Genomic DNA, 15795 nt, shown 5'->3' on the forward strand with positions numbered 1-15795 from the left:
CCGGGGAGCGCCATACCTTGTAGGAGCAGCCTTGTGCTGCGAAGGGGCCGGTACAGGCAACAGAAGAACAACAAGATAAGGCACAAGCCATGGACCACCCCGCACCCCGCATCCTCATCGTCGAAGACGACCAGCGCCTGGCCGAGCTCACCGCCGAGTACCTGCAGGCCAACGGCTACGAAATCAGCGTCGAGGGCGATGGCGCCCGCGCCGCGCGGCGCATCGTCGACAGCCAGCCCGACCTGGTCATTCTCGACCTGATGCTGCCCGGCGAGGACGGCCTGAGCATCTGTCGCCGGGTGCGCAGCCAGTACCCCGGCCCAATCCTCATGCTGACCGCCCGCAGCGATGAACTCGACCAAGTCCAGGGCCTGGACCTTGGGGCCGATGACTATGTCTGCAAACCCGTACGCCCACGGCTCCTCCTTGCGCGTATCCAGGCACTGCTGCGCCGCAGCGAAGCACCGGACAGCAAGCGCCAGGACCTGGCCTTCGGCGCGCTGCGCATCGACAATCGCCTGCGCGAGGCGCGCCTGGGCGAACAGCTGATAGAGCTGACCGGCGCCGAATTCGACCTGCTCTGGCTGCTGGCCAGCAATGCCGGCCGGGTGCTGACGCGCGAGCAGATCTTCACCGCGCTACGGGGGGTCGGCTACGACGGGCAGGACCGCTCCATCGACATACGCATTTCCAAGATCCGCCCAAAGATCGGCGACGACCCGCTCCAGCCAAGGCTGATCAAGACACTTCGCAGCAAGGGCTACCTGTTCGTCGGCGAGGCCCCATGAACAATTCGATCTTCCTGCGTATCTATGGCGGCATGCTGGCCGTGCTGGTGCTGGTGGCCCTGCTCGGTGTACTCAGCCTGCACCTGGTCAACGAAGTGCGTGCCGCCCAGCACCGAGAAGGCCTGGCCCAGGGCACCTTCAGCCTGATGGCCGACAACCTGGCGCTGCAGAACGATACCGAGCGCAAGCGCTCGCTGCTGATCTGGGAGCGCCTGCTCGGCGTGCCACTGGCGCTGCAGCCCATGACCGCGCGCACACTCGATGGCGGTCAGCGGGCGCGCCTGTACCGCGGGCTGGTGGTGGTCGAGAAGACCGGCCCGCATGCGGCCGAGGTGCTACGCAAGGTCGGCCAGGAAGACCTGATGCTTGTGGCGCAGATCAAACAGATCAGCGAGCAACTGGCGCGGGCCACCCTCTATCTGCTGGCCGACGAACTGGTGCGCTACCCGGTGACCGAACAGCAGCAGCGCCTGGCACAGATCAAGAAAGAAAAGGGCTTCGGCTTTGGCGTGGCCTTGCAGCGCATCGAGCGGGTGAGCCTGGACGATGACCAGCGGCGCCGGGTCGAGGAGGGCGATACGGTCATGGCCCTGGGCAAGGATGGCGACTCGATCCGTGTGTTCGCCGGGCTGGCGGGTTCGCCCTGGGTGCTGGAAATCGGCCCGCTATACCAGCTCAACCCCTATCCGCCGCAGTTGCTGATCCTGATAACCTTTCTTGGTCTGTGCCTGATCGGCCTGGTGGTCTACCTGCTGGTACGCCAACTGGAGCGGCGCGTGTCGGGCCTGGAGATTGCCGCCACGCGCATCGCCCAAGGCAGCCTGGACACCCGCGTGCCGGCCGGCGGCGCCGACTCGGTGGGGCGTCTGGCCGCGGCCTTCAACGGCATGGCCGAGCACCTGCAGCGCTCGCTGACCATGCAACGCGAACTGGTGCGGGCGGTTTCCCACGAGCTGCGCACGCCAGTGGCACGTCTGCGCTTTGGCCTGGAGATGATCGAAAGTGCCACCACCGAGCAGGCCCGGGCCAAGCACCTGGCGGGCATGGATGGCGATATCCAGGACCTCGACAAGTTGGTCGACGAGATGCTCACCTACGCCCGCCTGGAGCAGGGCGCGCCGGCGCTGAAGTTCGAGCGGGTAGACCTGGATGCCTTGCTCGACCGGGTGATCGAAGAACTCGCGCCGTTGCGTGCCGAGGTAAGGGTGGTGCGCGGTGAGTGCCAGGGCGCCGATGGCGAAGGCGCCTGGGTCGAAGCTGAACCGCGCTACCTGCACCGGGCGCTGCAGAACCTGGTGGGCAACGCCATGCGTCACGCCGAGGCCGAGGTGCGCCTGAGCTACCAGTTGGGGCAGCAACGCTGCCGCATTGATGTGGAGGATGACGGCCCGGGGATCCCCGAGGGCGTCTGGGACCGTATCTTCACACCGTTCACCCGCCTCGACGACAGCCGTACCCGCGCTTCGGGCGGGCATGGCCTGGGCTTGTCGATCGTGCGGCGGATCATCTACTGGCACGCGGGGCGCGCCACAGTGGGGCGCAGCGCCGCGCTGGGTGGTGCCTGCTTCAGCCTGAACTGGCCACGGCAGCAGGCACCGCTGTGACGGTCAGACGCTGACCAGGCTGAGCAGGTGGCCGTCCTGCAGGCAGAACTGGCCCTGCAGTTCGGCGCCATGCCGCCACTGCGGCGACAGGTCGGTGAGCAGTCGCAGGCGGGCCAGGCCTTCGGCGGACCAGTCCAGTACTTCGGCATGCTCGAAGTAGAAGCGCTGGCGGGTCAGCGGATAGAGCGTCTTGAACAGGCTTTCCTTCAGCGAGAAGGTCAGGGTGACTGCAAGGCCTGGCTGGCGGCGGTCGAGGCGTTCGAGCTCGGGCGGGGTGAGGATTTCGCCCATCAGTCGCTCGGCACGCTGGTCATCCAGCAACGCTTCCTGATCCAGGCCCAGGCCCTGGCAACTGCCCTCGGCAGCAACCACGGCAGCAGCCCAGCCTTTACCGTGGGTGATCGAGCCGTGGATGCCGGCGGGCCAGATGGGTGAGCGGTCCTCGTGGGTGCCGGGCACGTAGTCACGGCCGTCCAGGCGCTGCAGCGCGGCGCGGGCACATACCCGGCCAGCCAGGTACTCGGCCTGACGCTTGGCCACCGAGCGCTGCAGGCTGGCGCCTGGCACGACGCCGGCGCGCTGGAAGTCGTCGGGTGCCAGGCGGGTGGGGTCGAAGTAGCAACTGACCAGCACTGCGCCGGGTAGGGGGCGGGGCAGGGGCCAGTGGTGCTGGAGCGGGGCGCAGCAGGCGGGGAGTGTGTTCATGGGGGGGTATTGTGCCAGCCGAGGCGACGGTGTGGGAGATCGGATCGCAGGGGCTGCTTTGCAGCCCAATCGCCGGCAAGCCAGCTCCCACAGGTACAGGGCACGGCCCAAGCTTTGCGCGGCCCCTGTGGGAACTGGCTTGCCGGCGATTGGGCCGCAAAGCGGCCCCTCGCGTTGTTTACTTGAACACCTTCTTGAAGAACGCCTGCATATCCGCCCACGATCTTTCATCCGCCGCCTTGTTGTAGCCGATATCCGGCCCGCCATGCTCGCCATGGCTCAGCCGGTCTGCATCCGGGTTGGTAAACCCATGCTTGGCCCCTTCGATACTGACAAACTCATAGTTGACCTTGGCTGCATCCATCTCGGCCTTGAATGCCTCCACCTGCTGCTGAGTAACCATGCTGTCTGCCGCGCCGTGCTCGACCAGGATCTCCGCGCGTACCACCCCAGGCCTGGCCGGGGTCTGGGTGGCCAGTGCGCCATGGAAGCTCACCACGCCGTCCAGCTTTTCGCCGCGGCGTGCGGCATCCAGTACCACCTTGCCGCCGAAGCAATAACCGACCGCCCCCAACTGGTGCTTGTTGGTGTTCGGCTGCAGTTTCAGTAGTTCAAGGCCGGCATCGAAGCGCCGCTCCGCGGCCTTGGGGTCTTTCATCGCTGCTGTCATGAATGCCTTGGCGTCGGCAGGGTGCTCGGTTTGCTTGCCGTCGCCATACATGTCGATGGCCAGGGCGTTGTAGCCCAGTGCTGCCAGGTCGCGGGCGCGGCGCTTGGCATAGTCGTTCAGCCCCCACCATTCATGCACCACGACAATGCCGGGGCGCTTGCCTTCGATGGCGTCGTCATAGGCGTAGTAGCCGACCAGGCGATTGCCGTCGGCGTCCTGGTAGGGGATCTCGCGGGTTTGTACCGCCGCTTGGGCGAGGGCGGCGCTGCACATCAGGGTCAAGGCCAGCAGGGCGCGCATGGTCACTACTCCTTGTTCTTCAAACGGTTCGTTCAGCCGGGGTTCAGCCAGGGTTCAGTCGCGGTTCAGGGTGCCCTGCTTACTCTAGCTTCCAGACCGAAACAGCGCACTCAACTGGAGTATCCAGCCATGAAAACCTTCAACACCCTGCTTGCCGCCATGGCCGTCTGCGCCGCTGGCATTACCACCGCACAGGCCGCTGACGACAACTTCGCCAGCCTGACCTACGGCCAGACCAGCGACAAGGTTCGCAAGTCCGGCCTGCTGCAGCGCAACACCGACCACCTCAACGCCGACGGCATCATCGGCAAGGACGACACCTGGGGCGTGCGAGTGGGCAAGATCAATGACCAGGGCCGCTACTACATGACTTACGACAATGTCTCGGGCGACCACAGCGGCCTGAAGCTGCGCCAGGAAAACCTGCTGGGCAGCTACGACCTGTTCCTGCCGGTGGGAGATACCACCAAGCTGTTCGGCGGCGGCAGCCTGGGCGTGACCAAGCTGACCCAGGACTCGCCGGGGGCCAGCCGGGATACCGACTACGGTTACGCCTATGGCCTGCAGGCCGGCGTGATCCAGGACATCACCGACAAGGCTTCGGTGGAACTGGGCTACCGTTACCTGCGTACCAATGCTGCTACCGAAGTGGGTGCGCACGGCGGGCCGAAGGACGGCACCCTGCGCCTGACCAGCAGCGCGCAGACCTACCTGGCTGCAAGCTACAAGTTCTGACGGGCGAGCCGGGTTATCCTGTACCGGCCCTTTCGCGGGCACGCCCGCTCCCACAGGTACTGCACGAGCCTTGGAGCCTGTGCGATCCCTGTGGGAGCGGGCGTGCCCGCGAAGAGGCCGGTACAGGCAATACATATCAAGGAGCTGCACATGAAACTGATGGTGGTCGAGGACGAAGCCCTGCTTCGCCATCACCTCTACACCCGCCTGGGCGAAGGCGGCCATGTGGTCGAGGCGGTCGCCGATGCCGAGGAGGCGCTTTACCAGGCCGGGCAATACCACTTCGACCTGGCCATCATCGACCTGGGCCTGCCCGGCATCAGCGGGCTGGAACTGATCACGCGCCTGCGCAGCCAGGACAAGACCTTCCCCATTCTCATCCTCACCGCCCGCGGCAACTGGCAGGACAAGGTCGAGGGCCTGGCCGCCGGTGCCGACGACTACCTGGTCAAGCCGTTCCAGTTCGAAGAACTCGAGGCACGCCTGAACGCCCTGCTGCGCCGCTCCAGCGGCTTCACCCAGTCGACCATTGCCGCCGGCCCGCTGGTGCTCGACCTCAACCGCAAGCAGGCGACGCTGGACGAGCAGCCCCTGGCCCTGACCGCCTACGAATACCGCATCCTCGAATACCTCATGCGCCATCACCAGCAGGTGGTGGCCAAGGACCGCCTGATGGAGCAGCTGTACCCAGGTGACGAGGAACGCGACCCCAATGTCATCGAAGTGCTGGTCGGCCGCTTGCGGCGCAAGCTCGAGGGCGAGCACGGCTTCAAACCGATCGACACTGTGCGCGGCCTGGGCTACCTGTTCACCGAGCGCTGCCGATGATCCGTTCGCTGCGGGTGCGCCTGATGCTGGCGGCCGCGGTGCTGGCGCTGCTGTTCATGCTGGCGTTGCTGCCGGCCTTGCAGAAGGCCTTCAGCCTGGCCCTGCAGGAGTCGATCGAACAACGCCTGGCCTCGGATGTGACCACGCTGATTTCCGCAGCGCGTATCGAACACGGCCAATTGCAGATGCCGACGCTGCTGCCGGACGAGCGCTACAACCTGCCGTACACCGGCTTGCTCGGCTATATCTTCGACCGCGACGGCAAGCTGGTCTGGCAGTCGCGGGCAACCGCCGCGCAAAACATCAACTACCGCCCACGCTACGACGGCCGCGGCAACGAATTCGCCCGCATTCACCAGGCCGACGGCGAAGAGTTCTTTGTGTACGACGTCGAGATCAAGCTGCTAGGTGGCCAGAGCGCCGCCTATAGCATCGTTGCCTTGCAACCTGTGCGCGAGTACCAGCACACCCTTGATGGCCTGCGCGAAAAGCTCTACCTGGGCTTTGGCGCGGCCTTGCTGGCGCTGCTGGTGCTGCTGTGGGCCGGTTTGACCTGGGGCTTGCGGTCGTTGCGCCGGCTCAGTCGCGAGCTGGACGACGTGGAGTCGGGAGTGCGGGATGGCCTGAGCGGCGAACACCCACGGGAGCTGCTGCGTCTGACCGGCTCGCTGAACCGCCTGTTGCGCAGCGAGCGCGAGCAGCGTCAGCGCTACCGTGATTCGCTCGATGACCTGGCGCACAGCCTGAAGACGCCGCTGGCGGTGTTGCAAGGGGTGGGCGAAAGCCTGCAGCAGCGTAGCGGCGAGCGCGAGCAGGCGCGCGTGCTGCAGAGCCAGATCGAGCGCATGAGCCAGCAGATCGACTACCAGTTGCAACGCGCCAGCCTGCGCAAGAGCGGCCTGGTACGCCACAGCGTGTTGCTGCGGCCGTTGCTCGAAAGCCTGTGCAGCACCTTGGCCAAGGTGTACCGGGACAAGCGGGTGGACGTGACCCTGCAACTGCCCGATGCGGCGCAGGTGCCGATGGAGCAGGGCGCGTTGCTGGAGCTGCTGGGCAACCTGCTGGAGAACGCCTACCGCCTGAGCTTGCGCCAGGTGCGCGTGAGCCTGGAGCAGGCGCCTGGGCAGTTGACCTTGTGCATCGAGGACGACGGGCCGGGGGTGCCGGCGGACCAGCGTGAGCGGATTCTGGAGCGTGGGGAGCGGCTGGACAGCCAGCACCCGGGGCAGGGGATCGGGCTGGCGGTGGTCAAGGATATCGTCGACAGCTATGACGCCGAGCTGAGCCTGGGGGATTCTCCTCTGGGGGGCGCTGCGTTCAGGATTACCTTCAACCTCGAGTGATTTGCTGGCTTGGCCGGCCTCTTCGCGGGTTTACCCGCGCCGGAACAGGCAAACCACAATGGGCGGATTCCCGCCAATGCCCCTGTACAAATCCCGCCACCGGGCGGAAATCCGCCAGCCTTCCTCAGGCAATTCGCCCCGTCGTTGGGCGTTTATCCCTCGCAAATACGGCACTTGCACCCTTCGTGGGCATTTTGGCACCACCCTTGCTATTGATCCTCGCAGAGGCCTGCCCAGGCAGCTCGAACACAACGACAAATCCCTCCGGGTGCAGGAGGGTTAGCGATTCAGGTGCCCCATCGCCCTGGGAAGGGTGAACCGGCACACTTGAGGAAAATTAGCCATGACGACACGTCAGCCGCTGTACAAATCACTGTATGTCCAGGTGTTGGTCGCCATCACCATCGGTATCCTGCTCGGCCACTACTATCCGGAGACGGGCGTCGCCCTCAAACCCTTGGGGGACGGCTTCGTCAAACTGATCAAGATGGTCATCGCCCCGATCATCTTCTGCACCGTGGTCAGCGGCATCGCCGGCATGCAGAGCATGAAGTCGGTCGGCAAGACTGGCGGCTACGCGCTGCTGTACTTCGAAATCGTCTCCACGGTCGCCCTGATCATCGGCCTCGTCGTTGTCAACGTGGTCAAGCCGGGCGCTGGCATGCACATCGATGTCAGCACCTTGAACGCCAGCAGCGTGGCTGCCTACGCCGCCGCCGGCGCGCAGCAGACCACTGTCGGCTTCCTGCTCAACGTCATCCCGAACACCGTGGTCGGCGCCTTCGCCAACGGCGACATCCTGCAAGTGCTGATGTTCTCCGTGCTGTTCGGCTTCGCCCTGCACCGCCTGGGCAGCTATGGCAAGCCGGTGCTGGACATGATCGACCGCTTCGCCCATGTCATGTTCAACATCATCAACATGATCATGAAACTGGCCCCGGTCGGTGCCTTCGGTGCAATGGCCTTCACCATCGGCCAGTACGGCGTTGGCTCGCTGGTGCAACTGGGCTACCTGATGGCCTGCTTCTACATCACCTGCCTGCTGTTCGTGCTGGTGGTGCTGGGCGGTATCTGCCGCGCCCACGGCTTCAGTGTCCTCAAGCTGATCCGCTACATCCGTGAAGAACTGCTGATCGTGCTGGGTACTTCGTCCTCGGAGTCGGCCCTGCCACGCATGCTAGCCAAGATGGAGCGCCTGGGTGCGAAGAAGTCGGTGGTTGGCCTGGTGATCCCGACCGGTTACTCGTTCAACCTCGATGGCACCTCGATCTACCTGACCATGGCTGCGGTGTTCATCGCCCAGGCCACTGACACCACCATGGACATCACTCACCAGATCACCTTGCTGCTGGTGCTGTTGGTGGCTTCCAAAGGTGCTGCCGGTGTTACCGGTTCGGGCTTCATCGTCCTGGCCGCCACCCTGTCGGCCGTTGGCCACCTGCCGGTTGCCGGCCTGGCGCTGATCCTCGGCATCGACCGCTTCATGTCCGAAGCCCGCGCGCTGACCAACCTGGTTGGCAACGCCGTTGCCACCGTGGTCGTGGCCAAGTGGGTGAAGGAAATGGACGACGACAAGCTGGCATCGGAGCTGGCCTCCGGTGGTGCGCCGCTGGTCGATACCCGTCCGACCGACGACCTGGGCGTGGCTGAAGGCCCGGCTCGTTGATCGCGGGATGGTGAAAAGAAAAAGGCGACCTCAGGGTCGCCTTTTTTGTGGGTGATTATTGTGCTTTCAGGCCCGGCCCTATCGCCGGCAAGCCAGCTCCCACAGGGCCACCACAGGCGTGAGCATTGTGAGGTCCCTGTGGGAGCTGGCTTGCCGGCGATAGGGCCGGGCCTGTGATCTTCAATCTTTCACCACCTCCAGCACCCGGATCACGTCCGGCTGCGGGTAATGCCACCTTACTTGCACATCCCAAAACTTCACCCCATACACCCGCTCGGCCGGTGGCACCTGGTAGGCCGGCCGTGGGTCCTGCGCCAGGCACTGCTCGATCAGCTCCACTAGCGGTTCACCCAGGCGCAGTGCATGTTCGCGGGCCTGGGGCAGGGCGTTGTCGCCCCACTGCACGGCGATCGCGGCAGGCGCTTGGCTGGCCATCTGGTTGCTGGCGCCAGGGATGCTATCGGCGTACGGCACATACGGTTTGATGTCCAGCACCGGCGTACCGTCGAGCAGGTCGATACCAGACAGCAGCAGGCGCCCTAGCTCCACGCCTTCCAGGCGCACCACCGACTGGCCGATGCCATTGGGCCGGTGAGTGGCGCGGGTGGCGAACACACCCATGCTCTTGTTGCCACCCAGGCGCGGTGGCCGCACCTTCAGGCGAGGTTTGTCTTCCAGTGCCTGGTGGAACAGGAACAGCAGCCAGACATGGCTGACCTGTTCCAGCCCCTCGACCGCATCGCCCTGGTCGAACGGCGGCAGCAGCTCGAGCACACCGCGTGCGGCGGGCGCCAGTTGCGGCTGGCGCGGGATGGCGAACTTCTCCTTGAAACAGGAGCGGATGATGCCGACCGGGGTAACCGAATGCTGCATGGCCAATCAGCCGCGCACGCGCAGGGTCAGGCCCTTGAGGAAGTTGCGCAGCAACTGGTCGCCGCACGGGCGGTAGTTGTCATGGCCGGCCTTGCGGAACAGTGCGCTGAGCTCGGGCTTGCTGACCGGGAAGTTGACCGACTTGAGGATGGCATGCAGGTCGTCTTCCTTGAGCTCGAAGGCCACCCGCAGCTTCTTGAGGATGAGGTTGTTGGTCACCGGCAGCTCGATCGGCTGCGGCGGGCGGCTGTCATCCTTGCCGCGGCGGTAGATCACCAGGCCGTCGAGAAAGTGCGCCATGACCCGTTCCGGGCAACGCACGAAGCCTTCCTCGTCTTCCTTCTTCAGGTAGGTGGCCAGCACCAGGGGATGCACGTCGAGGCCGGATAGCCCGATGATTTCGGCCATCTTGGCGTCATTCACCTTGAGCATGTAGCGCAGGCTGCGCAGGACGTCGTTGTGGTTCATTGTTGCAGAATCCTGTTCAGGTGCCGCACCTGCGGCGCGGCGTATTGCTTAGAAACGTTCGGTAGTGGCCAGGTAGCGCCACTGGCCCAGGGGCAGCTTGCCCATAGACACGCCGCCCAGGCGAATGCGGCGCATGCCTACCAGCTCCAGGCGCAGGTAGGCGCACAGCTCGGCGATCTGCCCGGGCTGCGGGTTTTTCAGGGCCATGCGCAGGTGGGTCTCGTTCTGCCAGCTGGCCTTGGCTTTAGGCAGCTCGCGGTCATTGCGGGTGGCACCGCGTGCCAGGCGTTCCAGCGCCTGGGGTGTGGTCTCGCCGCGCACTTCAACGATGAATTCCTGTTCCAGGCGGCGCAGGTCGGCTTCGATCTTGCGGGTTACCCGCCAGTCCTGGGTGAATACCTGCAGGCCGCTGGCACCGCGCTCCAGCGGCGCCACGCAGGCCTGCCGGGCAAAATGCCCGTGCAGTGCGCGCACGCCTTCGCGGTGGGTTTCGCTGAGGTTGCCCATGTTCATGCTGGCGCGGGCGGTTTCGCTGTCCACGTTGGCCGCCTGGTTCAGCAGCAGGGTTACTGGTTCCAGCGTTTCGGCACGGGCACCCGGCAGCAGTTCGACGCGCTGCTGCTCGACCTTGAACTGCGGTTGCTCGACCACCACGCCATCGACCGTGACCCAGCCGCCTTCGATATACAACTCGGCCTCGCGGCGGGAGCAGCCAAGCTGCTCGATAAGGCGTTTGGACAGGCGGACGGGTTCGGACATGACGGTAATTCGCAAAGGCAGGGAAAGACCTGCATTGTACCTGCCCGCGCGGCAGAGGGGCTGGGAATCTGTGTCATTTACGCCGTTTTGCGCAGGCGCATGTGCAGCAGCGGGTAGGGTTGCCCCAGGCCGTCGGTTTCCGAACGGCCGATCACCTCGAAGCCCTCATGCAGGTAGAAGCCCAGGGCTTGCGGGTTTTGTTCATTGACGTCCAGGCGCTCGGCATTCAGTTCGTCGATCGCATAGTGCAGCAGGCGCTTGCCAACCCCTTTGCCACGGTAGTCCGGTGCGACGAACAGCATGTCCACGCGCCCGTTGGCAACACCGGCGAAACCACAGATGCGTTGGCGGTCCTTGCAGCAGATCAGCATCACTGCGTCGAGGTAGCGAAGCAGCACATGGTCGCGCAGCAAGGCAATATAGCTATCCGGCAAGAAGTCGTGGGTGGCGCGTACCGATTCTTCCCACACCTGTACCAGTTCGCCGTAGTCACTCAAGCGCGGGGTTTGCAGCGTCAGTACCGAATGCATGCCGGTGTTCCTCCATGACGATAAGGCAAACATAGCAGGTCAACCACCGGTCGGCTTCTCCGTGCGCTGCTTGAATCTCGGGGTTTGGCGGTCTATTAATTTCCTGTGGGAAAAATTCCCACAAAATGAAAAGCAAGAACCTGACACAGGATTCCCGGCTTGATTTGGCGTTCTCACGGCGACGACCTGGAGACGAAATATGCAAATCCATGTGCTGTTCAAAAAAGCGATATTGGCGGCTGCCGTTGCTGGCGTGCTGTCGACTTCCATCGTTCTGGTCCCTGACTCGATTTCCAATGGCTCCAGCGCCTACGCCAAGGATGGTGGTGGTGGAGGCGGTCACGGAGGTGGTGGTGGCCATGGTGGTGGCCATGGTGGTGGCCATGGTGGTGGTGGTGGTGGCCATGGTGGTGGCCATGGTGGTGGTGGTGGCCATGGTGGCGGCGGCGGTGGTCACGGTGGCGGCGGTGGAGGCCACGGTGGTGGCGGTGGTGGTCACGGCGGTGGTGGTGGCGGCCATGGCGGTGGCGGTGGTGGTCACGGCGGTGGTGGTGGCGGCCATGGCGGTGAGGGCGGCGGTCGCGGCGCTGGTGGGGATGGAGATGGCCATGCCGGCAACAGTGGGCGCGGCCATGACGGCTCCTCGAACTCTGGGCGCAGCGGCAACCACGCTGAAGCGGGTGACGATCATGGCAATCACGTTGGCGGTGAGCCTGGGGACGATCACGGCAATCACGTTGGCGGTGAGCCCGGTGACGATCATGGCAATCACGTTGGCGGTGAGCCCGGGGACGATCATGGCAATCATGTTGGCGGTGAGCCTGGCGATGACCACGGCAATCACGTTGGTGGTGAACCTGGTGATGATCGTGGCGACCATCTGGGTGGCGAACCGGGTGATGACAACAGCAGGAGCTGACTGGCTCTGAACGGTCTCATGCAGCGCCCACGGGGCGGGCCTGTATGAGGCCAGGTTCGGATACACGGCAGCCCCACTGAACGCGAATGCAATGAGCGCCGACGACTATCCCTTATCTCGTCAGGGATATGGTCACAGTTGGTGTGGGATCTTTTCCCGCGTCGTATACTGGGTTCATCTGTCAAGGAATGCGCTCAATGCAATCGCCTACCATCCCCCCTTCGATGTTAAGCGCACTGCGGCGTGTCATGCGTCCTCTGGTGCGCCTGATGCTGCGCAAAGGGGTCACCTACACGATGTTCGCCGACCTGCTCAAGGAAGTGTTCGTCGATGTGGCCCATCGCGAGTTTCGCCTGGAAGGTACAGTGCCGACCGACAGCCGCATCAGCCTGCTCACGGGCGTGCATCGCAAGGATGTCCGGCGTTTGCGTAGCGAGGGGGGCACATCGCTCGCCGCGCTGCCGGCAAACATTACGTTAGGTGCACAGTTGGTCAATATGTGGACCACTGGCAAGCCGTTCTGCTCGGAGCCTGGCCAGGCGCTGCCGTTGCCGCGTCTGGCGAGCGTTGGCGGCGATCGTTCCTTCGATGCGCTGGTGGCGAAGATCAGCACCGACATCCGCGGGCGGGTGGTGCTGGATGAGTGGTTGCGCCTGGGTATCGTCCGGCTCGACGACCAGGACTGTGTCCACCTGGAAGCCCAGGCATTCGTGCCGCAGAAGGGCTTCGACGAAAAGGCCGCGTACTTTGGCCACAACCTGCATGACCATGCCTGCGCAGCAGTGCACAACCTGAGTGGGGACGGCCAGCCGTTCTTTGAACGCAGTGTGCACTACGACGCCTTGAGCCCGGCCAGCGTCGACCATTTGCGTGCAGCGGTGGACAAGGACGGCATGCAGATGCTGCTTGCCTTCAGCCGGCTCGCATCAGGCCTGGAAGATGCCAATGTGCCCAGCGCCGAGCAACGTCAGCGCATCACGGTAGGGCTTTATTTCTACACTGAAGCTACCGACCCCGATTTGTCGAAGACATCCGACCCATGACTTCCCTCGCGCGCTGCCTCAGTGTGGTCACACTGGTCCTGGGTTTCGGGCTGAACCTGGTGGCGCCTGCCGAAGTGGCCGCAGCACCGGTATGTGTCAGCCGTGACGAAGTGGGTATGGCGGGGGCGGCGGGCTTGCAGTTTCCCGGCGGTATTGGTGGTACCGGGGCCAGGACGGGCGGTGTCGGTGGTACCGGTGTACGCAGCGAAAACGGCGAAGTGGGTGGCACCGGTGCGCCGCTGCCGCAGCGTCCCGGCGGCACGGGCGGGACCGGTGCGGTGGCCGACGGTGTGGACGGTACCTTCATCGATCACGGTGGGGCAGGTGGTACCGGCGCACCGATCCTGCGCCCGGGTGGTACCGGTGGCACGGGCATCGTCGGCACCATTACCGGGTTCGCCTCGATCTGCGTCAATGGCCTGGAAGTGCACTTTGGCAAGGACGTACCGGTGAGTGAAAACGGTGCGCCTGCCAGTACCGCTCACCTGGCAATCGGCCAGGTTGTCGCGGTTGAGGCATTTGCCGGCAAACGCGGCCTGCAAGCAGGGCGCATCTCGATCCTCAACGTTTACGAAGGGCCGCTGACGGCACTGCCCAATGCATCGGCCCCCCTGCGGGTCATGGGCCAACCTGTGCGGCTAGCTGCAGGGGCGCGGGTGGCTGAAGGGTTGCGCCCGGGCGATCCGGTCAGGGTCAGTGGCCTGCGCGATGCTAGGGGCGAAGTGGTAGCCAGCCGTATCGAACGGGCGCCGGGGCTCAGGGAAGCCAGTGCCATCGGTGCGGTAGACCGTGCCGGCAGCCTCCAGGGGCTGAAGCTGGGAACCCGTGTGGCACCTGCGAGGGAAGTGCTGGTACGTGGGCAGTGGACCGGACGCCAGCTGGAAGTGGCGCAAACCCGCCCAGACCCGAGCCTGCCTTTTGCTGGCCGTGTGCAGACGGCGGTGATCGAGGGGCTGGTACAGCGCAGCCACGCTCAACAACTGGTGGTGGCAGGCATCAAGGTGACGCTGGGGCAGGGTACCGTGATCGTCGGCAAGCAGCCCGCGGCATTGGCGCTCGATCAACGTGTGCGGGTGAGCGGGGTCTTCAATGGCAAGCACGAGCTGCGGGCAACCCGCGTGGAGTTCGATGACGGCCGTGCCGACAACTCGGACAGGGGGCATTCGGGGCGTGGCAGCGGGCACGGCACCCGTGACGCTGAAGGTTCCAGCAATAGCGGGCACGGCGGACGAGATGCGACCAGTGATCGCATTGAAAGCAGTGATGACCACAGCGGGCACGGCGGTGTTGACGATTCCAGTGGTCGGGACGGTACTGAACGCGTGGACAAGTCCGGAAAGTCGGAACATGTCGACACCATGGAGCGACCCGAGAGCAGCAATAGCGGAAGCTCTGACCGGGTAGAGAAGGTCGAGCTCGAAAAGGTGGAAAAAATTGAAAAAGCAGAGAAGGTTGAAAAGGTAGAGAAAGTAGAAAAAGTAGAGAAGATCGAGAAAGCCGAGAAGCCCGAAAAGGTCGAGAAGATCGAAAAGCCTGAGAAAGTCGAGAAGGTCGAGAAGATCGAAAAGCCTGAGAAAGTCGAGAAGGTAGAAAAAGTTGAGAAGGTCGAGAAAGTAGAGAAGGTCGAGAAAGTAGAGAAGGTCGAAAAGGTCGAAAGACCCGAGACAGTAGAGAAAGCCGAAAAAGTGGAGCATCCAGAGCGATCCGGGCATTAGGCAACTAGGCTGGGTAAGTGCGATCACCCTTCCCGTCCGGGATACCGAGGTGCAGATGAGACCCACGCTCCCTCTTTTCGCCTGCTTGCTGTCATGCGCCAGCGCGTCGGTCCTGGGCGATACCTTCAGCGCCGCCATAGGTATGGACTATTCAAGTGGCGACTATGGCACGGGTACAACCTCGGAAATCTGGTACATCCCCGTGGTCGGCAAGTATGAAACCGGCCCAATGACCTACAAGGTCACTGTGCCCTGGCTGCGCATCACCAACCCTGAAGTGGGCCCGAATGGTGACCCCTTGCCCGGTGGCTGCCGGGATGTGGAAAGCGGGCTGGGAGACACGGTTGCCAGCGCCGGTTACGCCCTGCTCGACGGCAGTGACGGTGGCCTGATGCTGGACCTGATCGGCAAGGTCAAATTCCCCACTGCCGATGAAGACCAGTGCCTGGGCACCGGTGAATACGACTACACCGGCCAGGTCGACATCGCCAAGGCCTTTGGCCCGGTGACCGGTTTCGCGACCTTGGGCTGGAAGAAGTTCGGCGACCCGCCCGACAGTGATTTCGACGACCCGATATTTGCCAGTCTCGGCTTTGCCATGCCCGTGGCTGCAGGTACTTCGGCGGGTGCCTCCTACGACTGGCGGCAGAAAGTCGTTTCGACGGGGGCGCAGATCAAGGAACTTACCCTGTTCCTGACACACAAGCTCAACCAGCAGTGGAAAGTGCAACTCTATGCAGTCAAAGGCTTCTCGGATGCCAGCCCGGATGCAGAGGGCGGCCTGATGCTTTTTCACGCGTTCTGACGAAAAAGCCCCTGGCCCGGGAGTTCCTTGTGGGGAATGGCGGG

At 64.1% G+C, this 15795-nt stretch carries 17 protein-coding genes; 10 read left to right on the forward strand and 7 right to left on the reverse strand.

The features are described 5' to 3' along the window. Positions 1–89 precede the first annotated feature (89 nt). Complete coding sequence (locus tag IMX18_RS03475; protein WP_015271498.1) at positions 90–788, forward strand: response regulator; 699 nt, start codon at positions 90–92, stop codon at positions 786–788. Further along, the gene (locus tag IMX18_RS03480; protein ID WP_100413311.1) at positions 785–2392 is read left to right on the forward strand and encodes an ATP-binding protein; all 1608 of its coding nucleotides are present in this window, start codon (positions 785–787) and stop codon (positions 2390–2392) included. The genes IMX18_RS03475 and IMX18_RS03480 overlap by 4 nt, the downstream gene beginning before the upstream one ends. 3 nt (positions 2393–2395) lie before the next feature. On the opposite strand, the gene IMX18_RS03485 is transcribed toward IMX18_RS03480, so the two are convergent. Both IMX18_RS03485 and IMX18_RS03490 read right to left on the reverse strand, forming a co-directional pair. Beyond that, a complete protein-coding gene (locus IMX18_RS03485; protein ID WP_015271496.1) occupies positions 2396–3097 on the reverse strand; it encodes a 4'-phosphopantetheinyl transferase family protein in 702 nt (233 codons plus the stop codon). A gap of 178 nt (positions 3098–3275) precedes the next feature. Next, positions 3276–4067 (reverse strand): dienelactone hydrolase family protein, encoded by a 792-nt coding sequence (locus IMX18_RS03490; protein WP_015271495.1) that lies wholly within the window; start codon positions 4065–4067, stop codon positions 3276–3278. A 129-nt stretch (positions 4068–4196) separates the two neighbouring features. Between IMX18_RS03490 and IMX18_RS03495 the strand changes: the two genes are divergently transcribed. The 4 genes from IMX18_RS03495 to IMX18_RS03510 all read left to right on the forward strand — a co-directional run bounded on the left by IMX18_RS03495 (position 4197) and on the right by IMX18_RS03510 (position 8639). After that, positions 4197–4802 carry an outer membrane beta-barrel protein gene (locus IMX18_RS03495; protein WP_013973837.1) on the forward strand — a complete coding sequence of 202 codons (606 nt, stop codon included), beginning with the start codon at positions 4197–4199 and terminating at the stop codon, positions 4800–4802. Positions 4803–4952: 150 nt separating this feature from the next. Further along, the gene (locus IMX18_RS03500) at positions 4953–5630 is read left to right on the forward strand and encodes a response regulator (RefSeq protein ID WP_100413312.1); all 678 of its coding nucleotides are present in this window, start codon (positions 4953–4955) and stop codon (positions 5628–5630) included. Continuing rightward, positions 5627–6973 carry an ATP-binding protein gene (locus tag IMX18_RS03505; RefSeq protein WP_015271494.1) on the forward strand — a complete coding sequence of 449 codons (1347 nt, stop codon included), beginning with the start codon at positions 5627–5629 and terminating at the stop codon, positions 6971–6973. The genes IMX18_RS03500 and IMX18_RS03505 overlap by 4 nt, the downstream gene beginning before the upstream one ends. A 343-nt stretch (positions 6974–7316) precedes the next feature. Continuing rightward, positions 7317–8639 (forward strand): dicarboxylate/amino acid:cation symporter, encoded by a 1323-nt coding sequence (locus tag IMX18_RS03510; RefSeq protein ID WP_015271493.1) that lies wholly within the window; start codon positions 7317–7319, stop codon positions 8637–8639. Positions 8640–8819: 180 nt separating this feature from the next. Here IMX18_RS03510 and tsaA read toward each other — a convergent pair whose 3' ends face one another. The 5 genes from tsaA to IMX18_RS03535 form a co-directional block, all read right to left on the reverse strand. Further along, on the reverse strand, positions 8820–9512 hold the full coding sequence (gene tsaA, locus IMX18_RS03515) for a tRNA (N6-threonylcarbamoyladenosine(37)-N6)-methyltransferase TrmO (RefSeq protein ID WP_102084089.1): 693 nt from the start codon (positions 9510–9512) through the stop codon (positions 8820–8822). Between the two features lie 6 nt (positions 9513–9518). Beyond that, complete coding sequence (locus IMX18_RS03520; RefSeq protein WP_015271491.1) at positions 9519–9980, reverse strand: YehS family protein; 462 nt, start codon at positions 9978–9980, stop codon at positions 9519–9521. 48 nt (positions 9981–10028) lie between these two features. Further along, positions 10029–10739 (reverse strand): rRNA pseudouridine synthase, encoded by a 711-nt coding sequence (locus IMX18_RS03525; protein ID WP_015271490.1) that lies wholly within the window; start codon positions 10737–10739, stop codon positions 10029–10031. Positions 10740–10816: 77 nt separating this feature from the next. Next, positions 10817–11269, reverse strand: coding sequence for a GNAT family N-acetyltransferase (locus IMX18_RS03530; protein ID WP_015271489.1), 453 nt, complete (start codon positions 11267–11269; stop codon positions 10817–10819). After that, a complete protein-coding gene (locus IMX18_RS03535) occupies positions 11229–11630 on the reverse strand; it encodes a hypothetical protein (protein ID WP_217190956.1) in 402 nt (133 codons plus the stop codon). The genes IMX18_RS03530 and IMX18_RS03535 overlap by 41 nt, the downstream gene beginning before the upstream one ends. Between IMX18_RS03535 and IMX18_RS03540 the strand changes: the two genes are divergently transcribed. The 4 genes from IMX18_RS03540 to IMX18_RS03555 all read left to right on the forward strand — a co-directional run bounded on the left by IMX18_RS03540 (position 11523) and on the right by IMX18_RS03555 (position 15751). Next, entirely contained in the window at positions 11523–12188 is a 666-nt protein-coding gene (locus IMX18_RS03540) for a hypothetical protein (RefSeq protein ID WP_225903935.1), read from the forward strand. The two genes, IMX18_RS03535 and IMX18_RS03540, sit on opposite strands and share 108 nt — an antisense overlap. A 197-nt stretch (positions 12189–12385) precedes the next feature. Then, positions 12386–13231, forward strand: coding sequence for a DUF6502 family protein (locus IMX18_RS03545; RefSeq protein WP_217190960.1), 846 nt, complete (start codon positions 12386–12388; stop codon positions 13229–13231). Further along, positions 13228–14946, forward strand: a complete 1719-nt coding sequence (locus IMX18_RS03550) for a DUF5666 domain-containing protein (protein WP_217190961.1) — start codon at positions 13228–13230, stop codon at positions 14944–14946. Before IMX18_RS03545 ends, IMX18_RS03550 begins: the two co-directional genes overlap by 4 nt. A 55-nt stretch (positions 14947–15001) precedes the next feature. Beyond that, positions 15002–15751, forward strand: a complete 750-nt coding sequence (locus IMX18_RS03555; RefSeq protein WP_039613960.1) for a hypothetical protein — start codon at positions 15002–15004, stop codon at positions 15749–15751. The last annotated feature ends 44 nt before the right edge of the window (positions 15752–15795 follow it).

The organism is Pseudomonas shirazica (genome assembly GCF_015168335.1).
GTDB classification, from domain to species: Bacteria; Pseudomonadota; Gammaproteobacteria; order Pseudomonadales; family Pseudomonadaceae; genus Aquipseudomonas; species Aquipseudomonas asiatica.